13 protein-coding genes are annotated in these 15,420 nt (G+C 52.4%); 11 read left to right on the plus strand and 2 right to left on the minus strand.

The window, feature by feature from the left end; genetic code table 11:
• Window positions 1-34: 34 nt before the first annotated feature.
• On the minus strand, window positions 35-1,588 hold the full coding sequence (locus YERSI8AC_RS08620; protein WP_159176570.1) for a sensor domain-containing diguanylate cyclase: 1,554 nt from the start codon (window positions 1,586-1,588) through the stop codon (window positions 35-37).
• 355 nt (window positions 1,589-1,943) lie between these two features.
• Here YERSI8AC_RS08620 and YERSI8AC_RS08625 point away from each other — a divergent pair, with 355 nt between their 5' ends.
• The 11 genes from YERSI8AC_RS08625 (at window position 1,944) to YERSI8AC_RS08675 (ending at window position 13,846) form a co-directional block, all read left to right on the plus strand.
• Entirely contained in the window at window positions 1,944-2,675 is a 732-nt protein-coding gene (locus YERSI8AC_RS08625; protein ID WP_027959012.1) for a GntR family transcriptional regulator, read from the plus strand.
• Window positions 2,676-2,781: 106 nt separating this feature from the next.
• Window positions 2,782-3,741 (plus strand): C4-dicarboxylate TRAP transporter substrate-binding protein, encoded by a 960-nt coding sequence (locus tag YERSI8AC_RS08630; protein WP_159176571.1) that lies wholly within the window; start codon window positions 2,782-2,784, stop codon window positions 3,739-3,741.
• Window positions 3,742-3,838: 97 nt separating this feature from the next.
• Window positions 3,839-4,333, plus strand: coding sequence for a TRAP transporter small permease (locus tag YERSI8AC_RS08635; RefSeq protein WP_022524052.1), 495 nt, complete (start codon window positions 3,839-3,841; stop codon window positions 4,331-4,333).
• Window positions 4,330-5,619, plus strand: coding sequence for a TRAP transporter large permease (locus tag YERSI8AC_RS08640; RefSeq protein WP_022524051.1), 1,290 nt, complete (start codon window positions 4,330-4,332; stop codon window positions 5,617-5,619). Before YERSI8AC_RS08635 ends, YERSI8AC_RS08640 begins: the two co-directional genes overlap by 4 nt.
• Window positions 5,620-5,655: 36 nt before the next feature.
• Window positions 5,656-7,077 carry a glucuronate isomerase gene (uxaC, locus tag YERSI8AC_RS08645; protein ID WP_236557275.1) on the plus strand — a complete coding sequence of 474 codons (1,422 nt, stop codon included), beginning with the start codon at window positions 5,656-5,658 and terminating at the stop codon, window positions 7,075-7,077.
• A gap of 30 nt (window positions 7,078-7,107) precedes the next feature.
• Window positions 7,108-8,319: a D-mannonate dehydratase ManD gene (gene manD, locus YERSI8AC_RS08650; protein ID WP_159176573.1), complete on the plus strand. Its 1,212-nt coding sequence runs from the start codon at window positions 7,108-7,110 to the stop codon at window positions 8,317-8,319.
• Between the two features lie 14 nt (window positions 8,320-8,333).
• The gene (locus YERSI8AC_RS08655; RefSeq protein ID WP_009287704.1) at window positions 8,334-9,356 is read left to right on the plus strand and encodes a Zn-dependent oxidoreductase; all 1,023 of its coding nucleotides are present in this window, start codon (window positions 8,334-8,336) and stop codon (window positions 9,354-9,356) included.
• A gap of 86 nt (window positions 9,357-9,442) precedes the next feature.
• The gene (locus YERSI8AC_RS08660; protein ID WP_022524048.1) at window positions 9,443-10,411 is read left to right on the plus strand and encodes a TRAP transporter substrate-binding protein; all 969 of its coding nucleotides are present in this window, start codon (window positions 9,443-9,445) and stop codon (window positions 10,409-10,411) included.
• Window positions 10,412-10,505: 94 nt separating this feature from the next.
• Entirely contained in the window at window positions 10,506-11,084 is a 579-nt protein-coding gene (locus YERSI8AC_RS08665; protein ID WP_159176574.1) for a TRAP transporter small permease, read from the plus strand.
• A gap of 2 nt (window positions 11,085-11,086) precedes the next feature.
• On the plus strand, window positions 11,087-12,367 hold the full coding sequence (locus YERSI8AC_RS08670; protein ID WP_022524046.1) for a TRAP transporter large permease: 1,281 nt from the start codon (window positions 11,087-11,089) through the stop codon (window positions 12,365-12,367).
• A 3-nt stretch (window positions 12,368-12,370) separates the two neighbouring features.
• Window positions 12,371-13,846 (plus strand): mannitol dehydrogenase family protein, encoded by a 1,476-nt coding sequence (locus YERSI8AC_RS08675; RefSeq protein WP_159176575.1) that lies wholly within the window; start codon window positions 12,371-12,373, stop codon window positions 13,844-13,846.
• Window positions 13,847-13,918: 72 nt separating this feature from the next.
• Here the strand turns inward: YERSI8AC_RS08675 and YERSI8AC_RS08680 are convergent, their stop codons facing one another.
• Entirely contained in the window at window positions 13,919-15,418 is a 1,500-nt protein-coding gene (locus YERSI8AC_RS08680) for a sodium:solute symporter family protein (protein ID WP_159176576.1), read from the minus strand.
• Window positions 15,419-15,420 lie beyond the last annotated feature (2 nt).

Consider the following 15,420-nt stretch of genomic DNA (forward strand, 5'->3'; position numbering starts at 1 on the left):
CTTTGTTGTCCATTAAGGTAGAGGCTAGTTGATGCTAGTTTGGGGCCCCTGGCGCACCGCGCTCCCCATATACTGCTATTCCACCCCTGCCCGTGCGTTTAATGAAATACATACTTTTATCCGCGGCATCAATAAGCTCGCCCGCATCGCCAAATCCGCCGTCGTTCAGGCAGGCAATGCCAATCGAAACGGAGACATAGATAGGGTGCTGGTCGTTGTGAGCCATGGGCGTTTTTTCTAAACGCTGGGCAATACGTTTGGCGAATACTTGAGCTGCCTGGGCATCTTCATCTGGCAAAATGACCAGGAACTCTTCGCCTCCCCAGCGCCCCGCAAGATCGCCTTCACGAATAAGCGACTGCAGCGTTTTGCCGAATTTTTGCAGCACGTTGTCGCCCATTTGGTGGCCGTATTGATCGTTGAGCTTCTTAAAGTGGTCAAGGTCAATAAATACCACTGACATGATGCGAGACTGTTCCTGGCACAAGACAAAGCGCTTATGCATCTGCTCTTCAAGCCAGGATCGGTTGGCAAGACCGGTGAGCATATCGGTTCGTGAACGCTCTTCTAACTCTTCTTGTCGTTGACGCAGGGAGGCGAGCTCTACTTGTTGCGTTTCAAAGCGCGCTTTGAGCTGTAACGTCTGTTGAAACAACAGCTGTTGGGCCTCGGCAAGCAACGATTCGTTATCCTGCAAAGGGGGGGCCGTCATTTGCAGCATGTCCGCCAGCGCTGGCAACTGTTCCTGAATATTCTCTAACAAAAGCCGTAATGAGATCGCATGGGCGCCCTGGTAGGTTTCAAACTCTCGTACCACGGCGACGAGCGACTGCGCAGGATGTGAAGAGAGCCAGGCGTCGGCGATGGGCCCAGACAGCTGAATGCAAAGCCTATCGGCGGCGGTAATGTCGTACTCATTGTGGCTATCGCAGATACGCTGAGCGAGCGGTGTTGGAACACCCCATTTGGCAGCGAGCCAAGCACCTACTTGAGAGTGATCGCAGCCAAAAAGGCGCTGTTCCGACTCGGATAACTGTCGATGAGAGAGTGCGGCTTCAGCATACAACTCATTGCTCTCTTTAGGGTATGTCGCTCTTAAAGCCATGATGCCAATGTCTTGTAGTAAGGCGGCAGTGAAAACGGGCCCCGCCATGTCCGGGCAAAGCTGTATGGCAAGGTGTCGTGCTGCTAACGAGGCGATGATAGAGCGCATCCATACCCGCTGGTAATGGGCGTCAATACCTCTGTTTTGAAGCAGGCTGAAGCTCATTACCGCTGCCAGCGTGGTGTCTAACCCCAAACGTGCCGTTGCTTCTTGGCACGCATGTACCTTTATATGACTACGTGAGAAAAAAGCGCTATTGGCAAGGGCAATGATACGCATGCTCAAGGCAGGATCACGCTCGATAGCATTGGCGTAGTCGTTTACCGACGGATGCTCAGTACGCGCCACTTTTAAAACGTTAACGGCGACAGCAGGGAGGGTAGGTAAGTTTGGGCACTTGAGTAGATCAGCTATCAAAAATAACGGTAATTCTGTCGTTAAGACCAGGTCTTTCGAATTATCCTTTGCCTGGATGGCCTGCATTATTCTCTCCTTACGCGTATTTAGCTTGCAGCAGCCGTGAGCCATCCATGGCAATTGCCGTATTGGGCAGTATTCAGTCGTTTGTCTCAAACCATTTTAGGTGATTCGTCTGCTAAATACTCGCGTTTGAATGCCGATTTTATTACAGCTCAAAGTTCAAAAAATACGCTAAACCGAGAGGTTATGTAAGATATTTCTCAGAACCAGCTAAGAAGTTGGCTATTAGATGTCCGGCGCGACATGCGACTAAAGGGTATAGCGATGAGCCTTTTTTTATCTCAATTCAACTACCATACTAGTCATATCAGCTTCTGGCGCTAATCGTCTCGGGCTTCTCTAATTAGGATCAGGTGCAATGCACACGACATTACAAACGCTCTGGCAGGGAACCCACGAAGGGGAATCGGTTCGCCAACGGTTATTTCATGTGCTGAGGCAGTCGATTATTCAGATGGTACTGGCGCCGGGGCAGGCGCTATCGGAAAAGGAGCTTGCCGACACTTTTTCGGTGAGCCGTCAGCCAGTGCGGGAAGCTTTCATAAGGCTCTCAGAGTCAGGCTTGGTGGAAGTTCGCCCTCAAAGGGGAACCTATGTTGTACGCATTTCGCGCCAAGCGGTGCTAGAGGCACGATTTATTCGTGAGTCGCTTGAGGTGTCAATCGTACGCGAAGCCACCAAGCAACCCCTTCAGTCTGGCGTGCTAATGGAGCTTAACGAGCTTATTGATCGACAGCGTAGCTGCATCGAGCGACAAGACCATGACCGCTTCTTCTTTCTTGATGAAATGTTTCATCGCACCTTGGCATTGGCTACGGGACAAACCATGGCGTGGAATGTGATTGAAGACGTCAAAGCACAATTAGACAGAGTACGGTATTTGAGTATTCCTGATTCTACGCCTATTCCGAAATTGGCCGATCAGCATCAGGCCATCGTGGATGCGATATCTGCTGGAGATACTGACGCGGCAGTTCAGGCAATGAGTATTCATCAATGTGAAATACTCCACTCTCTGCCTGAATTAGAGCATCGCTTTCCGGAGCTGTTTGAAGGTGTGAGCATGAATGTTCATGCGCTAACTATATAAAACCCACTAATGAGTACAACAACGCTGCACAAGTTGCATGGAGTAGATCCAGCCAGAACTGGCTGGTGAATTATCAACAATAAATAGATGTCTTTAGGAGCCCTACATGAAACTCACAAAATTACTGCCTGCTGTTGCATTGGTTGTCGCAAGCCATTCGGCTCACGCTGCTTACCAGCTTAATGTCTCAATTGCGTTGAGTCCTCAGGATCCCATTGCTCAGGCGATGGAGAGCGCTAAAGAGGCGATTGATGAGCGCTCAGAGGGAGAGCTGACCATTCAGATTTTCCCAAACAGCCAGCTTGGTTCTGACGAAGACGTGATCGAACAAATTCGTAGTGGTGCCAATATCGCGATCTTAGTCGATGCGGGGCGTTTATCAGAGTATCAACCTGAGTTGGGTATCTTAAGTGCCCCTTATTTAGTTGAAGACTATCGTGATTATGACCAAATCACAACATCTCCGCTTTACCTTGATTGGGTCGAAAGTATGGCAGAAACCAGTGGTTTACGATTACTCAATTATAACTGGTTTCAAGGGTCACGACAGATGCTGACTCAAAATGAAGTGAAGACACCTGATGATTTGAGTGGTGTGCGTGTGCGGACTATCAACTCACCAGTATGGGTGAAAACCGTCGAAGCGATGGGCGCTACTCCAACACCGCTGCCTTGGTCAGAAGTTTACTCAGCGCTACAGCTAGGGTCGATCGACGGGGCTGAAGCACAACTAACCGCCGCTGAAGGCCAAAATCTGCATGAAGTTATTACTCATGTGGCACTAACAAACCATATTCATTTGATGACCGGTATTGCGACTTCTGAACAGTGGTATCAAGCATTACCTGATGAGCTGCGCTCTATTCTTGATGAAGAACTGCTAAAAGCTGGCGAAGCTGCTAGTCAAGCAACCGCAGCGGCTCAAGCCTCAGTGCGCGCGCGGATGGTAGCGGATGGCGTTACGTTTTCTCAAGTGGATATGGGCGTATTCAGAGATCGAATGGGCAGCGTTTATGAAGAGCTAGGTTACAACCAGTATCGTGATCAATTGCTTTCTTCAGAGTGAGTCTCAGCCCTCTGCTCGCCAGGGCGGGGGCTGCACCCTTTTTGTCTTTTGCTATTACTTAACTGTCCGGATGCCCGTATAGGGCGAGGAATGCTGTATGTGGCATTGGTACGATAAAGGTGAGGAGTGGCTGGCTATTATGCTACTTGGTGGTACCTCTCTCACCATGTTAGTTAGCTCAACGGCTAGGGCAATAGGAAATCCTTTTGCAGGGGGCGCTGAGCTTGCACAATTTTTGTTTATTTGGACTGCTGTATTAGGGGCTGATATTACCCTGCGCCAGGGAGGCCAGGTGCGAATTGATGCCCTTGTCATTCGTTTACCTCTTAAGTTACAGCTCATGATTACCAGCCTATGTGTTGGGATGATGATGCTCTTTTTGGCTCTTTTAATCTGGTATGGCTTCGTTCTAGCAGCTTCAAACTGGCAGCGTCCCATGGGAGTGGCAGGGCTTAGTTATGGGTATATCACTCTGGCACTTCCTGTCGGGGCATTGTTAATGATGCTTTCACTGGTACGCCGCTTGTTCGCTAAGGGCGTCATCGGGAGTTTGGTTGTTGACGATGATGACATTGTGGAGGAGGCGCTATGACGGCAGCTCTGTTATTAGGATTCGGTCTGCTTCTCATGGCGATAGGTATGCCCGTTGCCTTTGCTATTGGAATTGCGGGTTTCTCCTATTTCTTATTGCCAGAAACATTTTTACCGACAAGCATTGCCGTCCAGCGCATTGTATCTTCGACGCAATCATTTCCACTATTAGCTGTGCCGTTGTTTATTTTCATCGGCCATTTAATGAACGCCAGCGGTATTACCCCCCGTTTGGTTCACCTTTCTACTCTATTAGCAGGATGGATGAGCGGTGGTTTAGCCCAGGCAAGTATCGTGTTGAGCACCTTAATGGGCGGGGTTTCCGGTTCTGCCGTGGCGGATGCCGCAATGCAATCCAGGGTGCTGGGAAAAAGCATGATCAAGGGAGGCTATTCAGCGGGGTTTACTGGGGCGGTGCTCTCTATTGGGGGGCTGATTACTGCGACCATTCCACCGAGTATCGGATTGATCCTTTACGGCTATCTTGGCGAAGTTTCGATAGGGCGGCTATTTATCGCAGGCCTCGTGCCGGGCTTCTTGCTAATGGTGGCGCTGATGCTGACCACTTACATCATGGCTAAACGACGGGGCTATCAGCCAGTAAGGGAGCGGTTACCCACCGGCCGTGAAGTGCTTAAGGCCCTACGTGGCAGTATCTGGGCAATTCTCTTCCCCGTATGGCTCTTGGTGGGTATTCGCTATGGACTTTTTACCCCCTCCGAAGCAGGTGCTTTTGCGGTTGCTTATGCCTTGTTGGTGGGCTGCGTAATACACCGAGAAATGGGTATTAAAGAGATACTTAATGCCATGCGTGCCAGCGTAAGAGATATTGGCATGATAATGCTGATTATTATGTTCTCAGGCATTATTGGTTATGTCGTCTCTTTCGAAAGGGTGCCGCAAACAATAGCAGAGCTAACACTCGGCGTATTCTCTAGTCATATAACACTGTTGCTGGCAGTTTCCGTAATACTTGTTTTTCTAGGTATGTTGTTAGAAGCCACGGTTGTTGTCATGTTGTTAACCCCCATCTTGGTGCCCGTTATTAAAGCCGCAGGTGTTGATCCTGTTCATTTTGGGCTGTTAATGATGACGCTGGTTACGTTCGGTGGCATGACACCTCCTGTGGGTATTTCAATGTATACCGTGTGCGGAATATTACGATGCTCTTTTTATGAGTATAGCCGTGAGTTACTGCCTTTTGCCTTTGCTGTATTTGTGGTTGTGCTGGGCATTCTCTTCTTCCCCAATGTAGTGCTGTTTTTGCCTAACTTATTGCTGGGCTAAATCTGCCTATGGCACTCTCATAATGAAGGAGCGATGATGAAGTTTAATGATAATGTTGAGTTCATGGGCAAAGACTTTCTGTTAGAAAATGAAGCAGCCCGACGGCTTTATCATGAGCACGCAGCGATCATGCCGATTTGCGATTATCACTCGCACTTAGATCCAGTCGAAATAGCTCATAATACTCAGTTCGATAATTTAACCCAGCTATGGCTAAAAGGGGATCACTATAAATGGCGTGCAATGCGCTGCGCGGGTGTTGCTGAGCAGCGTATAACCGGAGATGTCAGTGACCGAGAACGCTTTCAAGCATGGGCGGAAACCGTACCCGACTGCTTAGGCAATCCACTCTATCATTGGACGCATCTTGAGCTTAAGAAGCCGTTAGGGATCGACAATATTCTCCTCTCTGCACAGACAGCTGAGGAGATATGGCACCTATCTAAACAGCGGCTAGCAACTCCACAGCTTAGTGCTCAAGGGATTTTGGAGCGCTTTAACGTGCGTACTATTTGTACCACGGATGATCCTGTGGATAGCTTGGAAACCCATCAACGGCACGCGAAGGCGAATGCTGGGCCGACTATGCTGCCGACATTTCGAGCTGATGCGGTTCTCAAAATAGAACAGCCAGCGTTTGTCGATTATCTCGCTACGCTCGAAGTTGCCAGTGGCGTGACGATACAGCGTTTCGATGATTTGCTGGCTGCTCTGTACCAGCGTCTCGAACATTTCGAAAGTTTAGGTTGCTGCCTTTCCGATCATAGCCTTGAGCAGCCCGTTTTTGTTGAACCTCCTGCAACTTATGAGCTGGATCGGATACTCGACCGCAGAAAGCGCGGAAATGAACTGAGCAGTGATGAAGTGCACGGCTTTACCACAGCAGTGCTGCTATGGCTCGGCAAGGAGTATGCACGCCGGGGCTGGGTCATGCAGCTTCACATTGGCGCTTTGCGCGATTTAAGCCAGCGGGGGCGTCGTGACATAGGCGCTAACAGTGGTTTCGATGCGATTGGCGATATCACCTACGCAGAACCTTTAGCGGCGCTGTTGGATGCGCTGGATAGCCAGCATCAACTGCCGCGCACCGTGCTTTATAACCTCAACCCGCGGGATAACGAAATGCTCGCTGGGCTGGCCGGTTCCTTTCAAGGTGATGGAATCCCCGGAAAAGTGCAGTTTGGAGCCGCATGGTGGTTTAACGACCAGCGTGATGGCATGGAACGCCAGCTAACTACCCAGATGCAGTTTGGTTTGCTGCGCCACTTTGTGGGCATGCTGACTGATTCTCGTAGCCTTCTATCGTTTTCTCGTCATGAGTATTTTCGGCGTATTTTTTGCCAAATGCTGGGGACTCAAATGACCCGCGGCGAGTTACCCAACGATATTGACCGAGTTGGCGAGCTGGTTCGTGCGGTGTGCTACCACAATGTGCAGCGCTACCTATTTGAGCGTTAACTTCTTTTTACTTCTTGTGATGGATTTACCATGATCATTAGCGATGCATATTTAATCGTAACGTCCCCAGGCCGCAACTTTGTCACGCTGAAAATTGTTACCGAATCAGGAGTGTATGGGATCGGCGACGCCACTTTAAACGGCCGCGAGCTGTCGGTGGTCGCTTACCTGGAAGAGCATGTATTACCAACATTAATTGGGCGTGATGCTAGCCGTATCGAAGATATCTGGCACTACCTTTATCGCGGCGCATACTGGCGGCGTGGCCCAGTAACGATGACGGCTATTGCGGCAGTCGACGTAGCCCTATGGGACATCAAAGCGAAGGTTGCGGGCATGCCTCTGTATCAACTGTTGGGTGGCAAGAGCCGTGACCGGGTAATGGTCTACGGTCATGCAACGGGGCGAGATATTGAAGCGTGCCTGGAAGAGGTCGCCCGCCATGTGGATGAGGGCTACAGAGCGGTACGCGTTCAAGCTGGTGTGCCAGGCATTGCCAGCATCTATGGTGTCGCCAAAAAAGAGGGTGAGCCCTATGAACCTGCAGATTCTGATTTGCCCGCAGAGCATGTGTGGAGTACCAGTAAATACTTAAACCATGTGCCTAAACTATTTGCCGCCGTACGTGAGCGCTTCGGCGATGATTTGCACGTGCTACACGATGTTCATCATCGCCTGACGCCCATCGAGGCTGCTCGCTTAGGTAAAGAAGTTGAGCCCTACCATCTCTTTTGGCTTGAAGACTGCGTACCGGCTGAGAACCAGGAGGCGTTTGGTCTTATCCGCCAGCACACCACCACGCCGCTGGCGGTGGGCGAAGTCTTTAACAGCCTGTTTGACGCCAAAGCGTTGATCGAGAATCAGTGGATTGACTATATACGCGCCACTTTAACCCACGCCGGGGGGATCACCCACGTACGGCGCATTGCCGATTTGGCGGGTCTTTACCATGTGCGTACCGGCTTCCACGGGCCAACGGATCTTTCGCCGGTTTGCTTGGGGGCGGCGATTCACTTTGACACCTGGGTACCCAACTTCGGCATCCAGGAGTATATGCCGCATACCAGCGCCACTGACGAGGTATTCCCCCACGATTATCGCTTTGAGGACGGGCATTTCATCGTTGGTGAAAAGCCGGGGCATGGTGTTGATATCGATGAACAGTTAGCCAAGCAATACCCCTATAAGCGCGCCAGCCTGCCGGTGAACCGGTTAGAAGACGGCACCTTGTGGCACTGGTGAAGGAGTTCATCTAGATGAAAGCATTCCAGGTAAAGGCGCCCCATGACTACCAGGTCGCGGAAGTTGATCCGCCCAAGGTGGCCGCTGGTGAAGCGTTGGTACGCGTAGCATTTGCCGGTATCTGCGGCTCGGATATGCACATTATCCATGGCGACAACGCCTTTGTGCGCTTTCCGCGCATCACCGGTCATGAGTTCGCCGGGGTAGTGGAGGCGGTAGGGGAAGGCGTGGCTGACGTAGCCGTTGGGGATCGCGTGTGCATTGACCCCGTTATCAGCTGTGGTGAGTGCTACCCCTGCCGGATTGGACGTCCCAACGTGTGCAGTTCGCTGGAAGTGATCGGCGTGCATCGCGATGGTGGTTTTGAAGAGTTTGTGGCCGTACCCGCGGCTAACGTACACCACCTACCCGAGCATATCGGGCTAGACGCCGCTGCCTTAGTTGAGCCTTATACCATTGCCGCCAACGTACTTGATCGTATGCAGCCGCATCCTGGTGATCGACTAATGATTCTGGGCGCCGGCGTTATTGGCCTTACGATCCTGCAAATGGCCCTGGCCAAGGGGATTGAAGAGGTCATCGTCACTGACGTTATTAACGAGCGGTTAGTGGCGGCAAAACAGCTTGGGGCAACGCAGGTATTTAATAGCCGCGAGCAGGATGTGGAAAAAGAGGTGCTTGCCTTAACCCAGGGGGAAGGCGTGCCGCTTATTGCCGATGCGGCATGCGTGCCAGCGCTGTTACCGCAAATGCTGCGTTTAGCGTCGCCAGCAGGGCGCATTGGTCTACTGGGCTTTAGCGTTCAGCCCAGCGAGCTAGTGCAGTTAGAGGTGATTAAGAAAGAGCTGACCCTGGTCGGGTCGCGGCTCAACAACCGTAAGTTTCCGGAGGTGCTAAAGCTAATGGCAAGTGGGCAGTTGGATCCGTTGGCGTTAGTTAGCCACCGGTTGCCGCTAAGCGACATGCCCAGCGCCATCGACATGCTTGATCACCGGCCAGAAGAGGCCCGCAAGGTGCTGATTCAAATCAGTGCTTGAGGGATGCTACTCCAACCCACGCCAACCCACGCGAAATTAATAGCTGCAATAAACAACTAACAACACCCGTGTGCAGGAGAAAGATAATGATCAAACAACTTATCACCAGCGCTGTTCTTGGGGCCGCCATGCTAGGCAGTCACTCACTAATGGCGGCAGACTTTACCCTGCGTTTTGGCCATTTAGCCAATGAGCAGAACATTTGGCACCAGGCCGCTGAGAAATTTAAACAGGAGGTCGAAGCAAACTCTGACGGGCAGATCGAAGTACGCCTCTATCCCAGTGAGCAGCTTGGGAACGAGATGGACGTGATCAACAGTATCCAACTGGGCACGGCGGATATGACTATTACCGGTGAAAGCTTACAGAACTGGGCGCCGAAAGCCGCGATGATGGCGGTACCGTACGCCTTTAGAGATTCCGAACACCTCCATGCCGCCGTTAACGGCGATATTGGTGCTGAGATTGAAGCGCAAATCACTGAACGCACTAACCTGGTACCTTTGGCGTGGTTTGAGCGTGGCCCCCGTGAGCTGACCTCCAATCGTCCTATCCGCACGCCTGATGAGCTGGATGGGTTACGTCTTCGCGTTCCTAACGTGCCGCTATTCGTTGATACATGGCAGGCAATGGGGGCACGTCCAACCCCAATGGCGTTTAGCGAAGTGTTCACTGCGCTGCAGCAAAACACCCTGGAAGGTCAAGAGAACCCGCTTAGTCTGATCGAAAGCGCCAGCTTTAATGAGGTGCAGGACTACGTCAACATGACCGGCCATGTGCGCAGCTGGATCTACGTGGTGATTGGCCGTAACCAGTTGGAAAGTATGCCGGAAGAACTTCAGCAAGTGGTGCGAGACGCTGCTCAAACGATGCAGGAGTATCAAGCCGAGCTTTTCGTTGATGACCAAGCACGTCTTGAGCAAGCGCTACAGGAGCGTGGCATGGAGTTCGTGGAAGTCGATGTCGATGCCTTTGCAGAGAAAGCTCGCCCCGCCGTGCTTGAGGCCTTAACCGAAGAGCAGCGTGAACTCTTTGACGCTATCCAAGACCTGTAAGCTCGGATTTGTGGTCAATTGATAATGACAATGGGCTGGCGTGCGCCAGTCCATTTTCTAACGATACAAGCAGCTTGCCCATGAGGATACGGTTATGAACTCGGGTCACAAAGCGCTTGAACAGCAAGCGTTGGAGAGTCTGGATTCAATGTCGGCGGTGCCTAAATTTAAAGGCCCCATTGGGCGTGTCATTGGCTGGGTGGACACGTGCTTTCTGACGTTGGCTGTTACGGCGCTGATTGCGATTGCCGCCACGGTACTGCTGCAAATTTGTTCACGGCTATTTTTGCCGTTTTCGATAGCCTGGACCGAAGAACTCTCGCGCTATCTGTTTATTTATATGGTGGCACTATCTGTTGGTGTGGTGCTGCGACAGAACCGAAACATCAGCGTTGAGCTTTTCCATCATCTACTGGGGCCGCGCATACAAGCAGCCTTTCAAGTGTTGATCTGTGCGCTGATTGGCCTGTTTGCCTTTTTGGTGCTGCCTTACGCTTGGCAGTATGCGCAAAACGGCGCTTGGCAAACCTCGCCAACGCTGCATGTTCCCATGCTGTATATCTTTTTCTCAACGGTAGTCACCTTTGCGCTTCTCCTGGTTTACAGCTTGCTGGGGTGTCTTGAGGGAATTATCGCAATGTGTCGCTCCTCTGCCTCCCTTCCGGAGTCGTAAGCATGGAAGTTATTATCCTCTTTAGCGTTTTCTTGGTTTTGCTCTTGGTGGGAATGCCCATTGCGTTTGCGCTGGGGTTAGCCTCGCTCTCTTATCTGCTGCTTGAAGGCATTTCATTAACCATCGTGCCGCAGCGCATGTATGCGGGTATCGACACCTTCGTGCTGCTGTGTATTCCCGGCTTTGTGCTGGCCGGCAATTTAATGAACGTGGGCAATATCACTGATCATATTGTGCGTTTTTCCAATGCTCTGTTAGGCCACATTCGCGGCGGTCTTGGCTTGGCCAATGTGGCAGGGTCGATGATTTTCGGTGGTATCTCCGGCACGGCGGTTGCAGATTCAGCCAGCATCGGTTCGGTGATGATTCCCGGTATGGCTCGCTCAGGCTATGACAAGCCGTTTGCTGCTGCGGTTACCGCCGCCTCGTCAACCGTTGGGCCGATTATACCGCCCAGCGTACCCATGATCATTGCCGGTTCGCTCAGCGGGATTTCGGTCGGACGGATGTTCCTGGCAGGTGCCGTACCGGGGCTTCTAATGGGCCTCGCCATGATGATTACGGTGTATATCCTGGCCGTTCGGCGTGGATATCCCAAAGAGCAGCGGGTACCGTTTTTGCAGCTGCTGCGCGAAGCCAAAACGGCCTTCTGGGCACTGCTGATGACTGTGATTATTCTCTACGGCATTATTGGCGGGTTCTTTACCCCTACCGAAGCTTCTATTGTGGCTTGCCTCTATGCCTTGGTCGTCGGCATGTATGTGTATAAAGGCCTGTCGTGGAAAAAGCTTCCGGCGATTTTGTCAGACACCGTATTAACCTCTTCGGCACTCCTGCTGATGGTGGGGTTAGCCAACCTGTTTGGCTGGATACTCACCAGTGAGCAGATCCCTCAGATGATAGCCTCACTGATTCTCTCCATTAGCGATAACCCGCTCATTGTTTTACTCATCCTTAACCTGATTCTTTTGTTTGTTGGCGCTTTTATGGAGACTATTGCCGCGCTGATTATTCTTTTCCCGGCCTTGGTGGGAGTCGCCACTGGCGTGGGTGTCGATCCGGTTCACTTTGCGGTAATCGCGGTGTTGAACCTGATGATTGGGCTGACAACCCCGCCGGTGGGGGTCTGCCTATTCGTGGTAGCGGGGATTGGCAAGCTACCTATGTTGACGGTGGCAAAAGCCATCGTGCCTTTTTTGCTGTGCAACTTGGCGGTACTGTTGTTGGTGACCTATGTCCCCGCGATTTCGCTTTGGTTGCCTAACTTGCTGATGGGAGAGTAGTTGATGATGGCTCCAAAGCTTATTGAAGCAAAGCCAAGAAGTGGTCGGATCGGGATTGTCCATCTGGGGTTAGGCGCTTTTCATCGTGCCCACCAAGCGGTCTATTTAGAACGTTATCGCCAACGCAGTGGCGATGGTGAGTGGGGCGTTTGCAGCGCGAATTTACGCTCTAGCGTTGGTTTAGTCGACGGCTTACGTGCGGCAGGGCAGCGCTATCATGTAGCGGAGTACGCCGATAGTGACAGCGTCACGCTGCGTGAAATTGGCGTTATTGAAGAGACGCTATTCTCGGGCCGTGATGGCGCGGACGAAGGTATGGATAGCTGGGGCCGAGACCGAGAGGCGCTCCTGGCGCGAATGGCGTCTGCGGATACCCGTGTCGTTACGTTAACAGTCACTGAGAAAGGCTACTTTTTAAACCCTGCCAGCGGTGAGTTGAGAGTCGATGACCCCATGATCATCGGCGATATAGCCTCGCCCCAGCAGCCACGTACCGCACCAGGGCTATTGGTGGAAGCGTTAGCTCGGCGGCATGAGGCTGGCATTGCCCCCTTTACCGTGCTCTCTTGCGACAATATGCCGGATAACGGTAAGCGGACTCGCCAAGCGGTGGTGCAACTGGCCGAGCATCGAGACGCAACGTTGGCCAGTTGGATTGCCAGTGAAGTGGCTTTTCCCTGCAGCATGGTGGATCGCATCGTCCCCGCGATGACCGACGCCGATTTTGAGCGCTTAGCGGCACTGGGCGTTACCGATCCAAACGCCGTGGTATGCGAAGCGTTCACGCAGTGGGTGGTTGAAGATAACTTCCCCCAGGGGCGACCCGGCTGGGAAGCTGAGGGGGTTGAGATGGTGGCAGATGTGGCGCCGTTTGAAACCATGAAGCTGCGCATGCTCAATGGCAGCCACTCCTTGCTTGCCTATCTTGGCGCGCTTGCAGGTATCGAAACGGTTTATGACGGCATCAATCACGTCGAGCTTCGGGCGCTGTTGCGCCGATATATGCTTGAAGAAGCGGCACCTACACTTGAGATGCCCGAGGGAATCGATTTAGACGCTTATGCTGACTCGCTGCTGGCACGCTTTGCCAATGACAGTTTGCGTCATCGTCTGCAGCAGATCGCTATGGATGGTAGCCAAAAGCTTCCACAGCGCTGGCTTTCCGGCGCGCTGGAACGTAGTGCCGCTGGTCAAACTTCGCCCTGCGTGGCGTTGGGGGTGGCGGCCTGGATTCGCTATACCGCGGGTCAAGACCTGCAAGGAAATAGTTACCTCGTGGATGATCCGCTAGCCAAGCGCTTTGCAGAGCTGCACCAGATGCATGGTAGCGATCCCCGCGCGCTGGTAGCGGCCTATTTAGCCATGGACGATGTGGTGCCAAACGCATTGGCACAAGACGATGCGTTTGCACAGGCGGTGCTGGTGGCATATCAAACACTCACCCAGGGCGGGTTGCGTGAGGCACTAGCGGGCTTATAATCCCGTTAAGTTCAAAACCCCACTGATTGAATCAATCAGTGGGGTTTTTTAGTGCGCACTAATGGCTAACGATTAGCGAGGTGCAGCGGGCGCTTCAGCGTTCGTGAGAGTCGGTTCGGGCACTTGCTCCATACGCTTGCGCTCTTGGTCAAGAATTGCCAGTGCCTGGGCAGAAGTCACGCGTGAAGCGGGCGTCGCTAGGCTTACAATCACACCCGCTACCAGCGCTACCAGCACCGCGGGGATGCTTGGATTACCCCAGAAGGCTGTCCAGTCGCTATTGGCAATAATCGTTAATGACGTCGCTGATGCGAAAATCAGCGTGGCGATGGCACCCTGCCAGTTATAACGCGGCCAGAAACGGCCCAGCATGGCACTCACAAACAGCCCTGAAAGAATCGTCGAGATCATGCGGGTGATGTAAGTGATGACATTGTCTGAGGCCAGCGCGAACAGCAGCGCCAGACCAATGGTTGCCACTAGCGCAATACGCGAGAAGCGCACTACATTTCGCGCTGAGGGCGTGCGGCCCGTTGCCAGCACATATAGATCGCGAATCAGCGTGGAAACACCGGCAATGGCATCAGAGCTCGCGCTAGACATCGTAGCGGAAAGACCCGCTACCAATAGCAGTAGTCCTAATCCTAGGGGCATAATTTCAGTGGCCAGAAAAGGGAAGGCGAAGTTGCTATTTTCAAGCCCAGGGTTAAGGGCGTGGGTGGCCATACCAATAATCGCGGGAATGATCGAAAAGCCCAGGTAAAGAACGCCGGTGATTAAGAACGAGCGGCGTACCGATTTGACTGATTTTCCTGAATAAATGCGCTGACGAAAGGAGGGCGTAGCAAGCACGCCAATGGCAATGACGGCAGCGAGTGACAGCGCTGGCAGCGCACCAATTTGACCAATACCTAGAAAGCTAGTGGCCCCCGCATCCATACCTGCCGTAAGGCCTGAGAAGCCGCCAACCTCCACTAGCGCCAGCACCGCCATCAAAATAAAACCCGCAAACAGTACAACCGCTTGAATGGTGTCAGTCCAGATAACCGCAAAATAACCCCCCACCACGCAGTAAATGCCGAAGCCTAACGCCACCAGAATACGTGCGGTGGTTAGATCGATATCCGCCATCCAGGAGAGGTAGAGACCACCGCCAAGAATATGCGCGCCCAACCAGCCTATACAGGCGATATAGATAAGTAGCGCGACCACATTACGTACCAGCCGATTCGCACCGACGTAATAGGCGAGTTCCTCACTCATGGTCATAAAGCGAAGTTTACGTACGGGAGCAAAACAGATCGCGAGCAGTAAAATGCCCACGGCACCCCCAAGCCCGTATAAAGCACCTGCCCAACCGTTGGCGTAACCAAATCCGACGGCGCCCATGCTGGAGCCAGTGCCCACCATGGTTGCGACCGTAGTACCTACGGTAAGGAATAGCGGAACGCTTCGCCCGCCGAGTAGAAAGTCGTCGCCGCTGCCCCGTTTGTGTCTTGAAATCCTCCAGCCAAACACAATCATGGCGACAATGTAGAGCACGAAGGTAATAAGGAATAGTTGGCTGTTCATGT

It is taken from the genome of Halomonas sp. 113, assembly GCF_904067645.1.
GTDB lineage: Bacteria > Pseudomonadota > Gammaproteobacteria > Pseudomonadales > Halomonadaceae > Vreelandella > Vreelandella titanicae.

Bases quoted from the DNA above. Each gene is read 5' to 3' on its own strand.
- YERSI8AC_RS08620 (WP_159176570.1), bottom strand. From the start codon at position 1,588: ATGCAGGCCATCCAGGCAAAGGATAATTCGAAAGACCTGGTCTTAACG.
- YERSI8AC_RS08625 (WP_027959012.1), top strand. From the start codon at position 1,944: ATGCACACGACATTACAAACGCTCTGGCAGGGAACCCACGAAGGGGAA.
- YERSI8AC_RS08630 (WP_159176571.1), top strand. From the start codon at position 2,782: ATGAAACTCACAAAATTACTGCCTGCTGTTGCATTGGTTGTCGCAAGC.
- YERSI8AC_RS08635 (WP_022524052.1), top strand. From the start codon at position 3,839: ATGTGGCATTGGTACGATAAAGGTGAGGAGTGGCTGGCTATTATGCTA.
- YERSI8AC_RS08640 (WP_022524051.1), top strand. From the start codon at position 4,330: ATGACGGCAGCTCTGTTATTAGGATTCGGTCTGCTTCTCATGGCGATA.
- uxaC (WP_236557275.1), top strand. From the start codon at position 5,656: ATGAAGTTTAATGATAATGTTGAGTTCATGGGCAAAGACTTTCTGTTA.
- manD (WP_159176573.1), top strand. From the start codon at position 7,108: ATGATCATTAGCGATGCATATTTAATCGTAACGTCCCCAGGCCGCAAC.
- YERSI8AC_RS08655 (WP_009287704.1), top strand. From the start codon at position 8,334: ATGAAAGCATTCCAGGTAAAGGCGCCCCATGACTACCAGGTCGCGGAA.
- YERSI8AC_RS08660 (WP_022524048.1), top strand. From the start codon at position 9,443: ATGATCAAACAACTTATCACCAGCGCTGTTCTTGGGGCCGCCATGCTA.
- YERSI8AC_RS08665 (WP_159176574.1), top strand. From the start codon at position 10,506: ATGAACTCGGGTCACAAAGCGCTTGAACAGCAAGCGTTGGAGAGTCTG.
- YERSI8AC_RS08670 (WP_022524046.1), top strand. From the start codon at position 11,087: ATGGAAGTTATTATCCTCTTTAGCGTTTTCTTGGTTTTGCTCTTGGTG.
- YERSI8AC_RS08675 (WP_159176575.1), top strand. From the start codon at position 12,371: ATGATGGCTCCAAAGCTTATTGAAGCAAAGCCAAGAAGTGGTCGGATC.
- YERSI8AC_RS08680 (WP_159176576.1), bottom strand. From the start codon at position 15,418: ATGAACAGCCAACTATTCCTTATTACCTTCGTGCTCTACATTGTCGCC.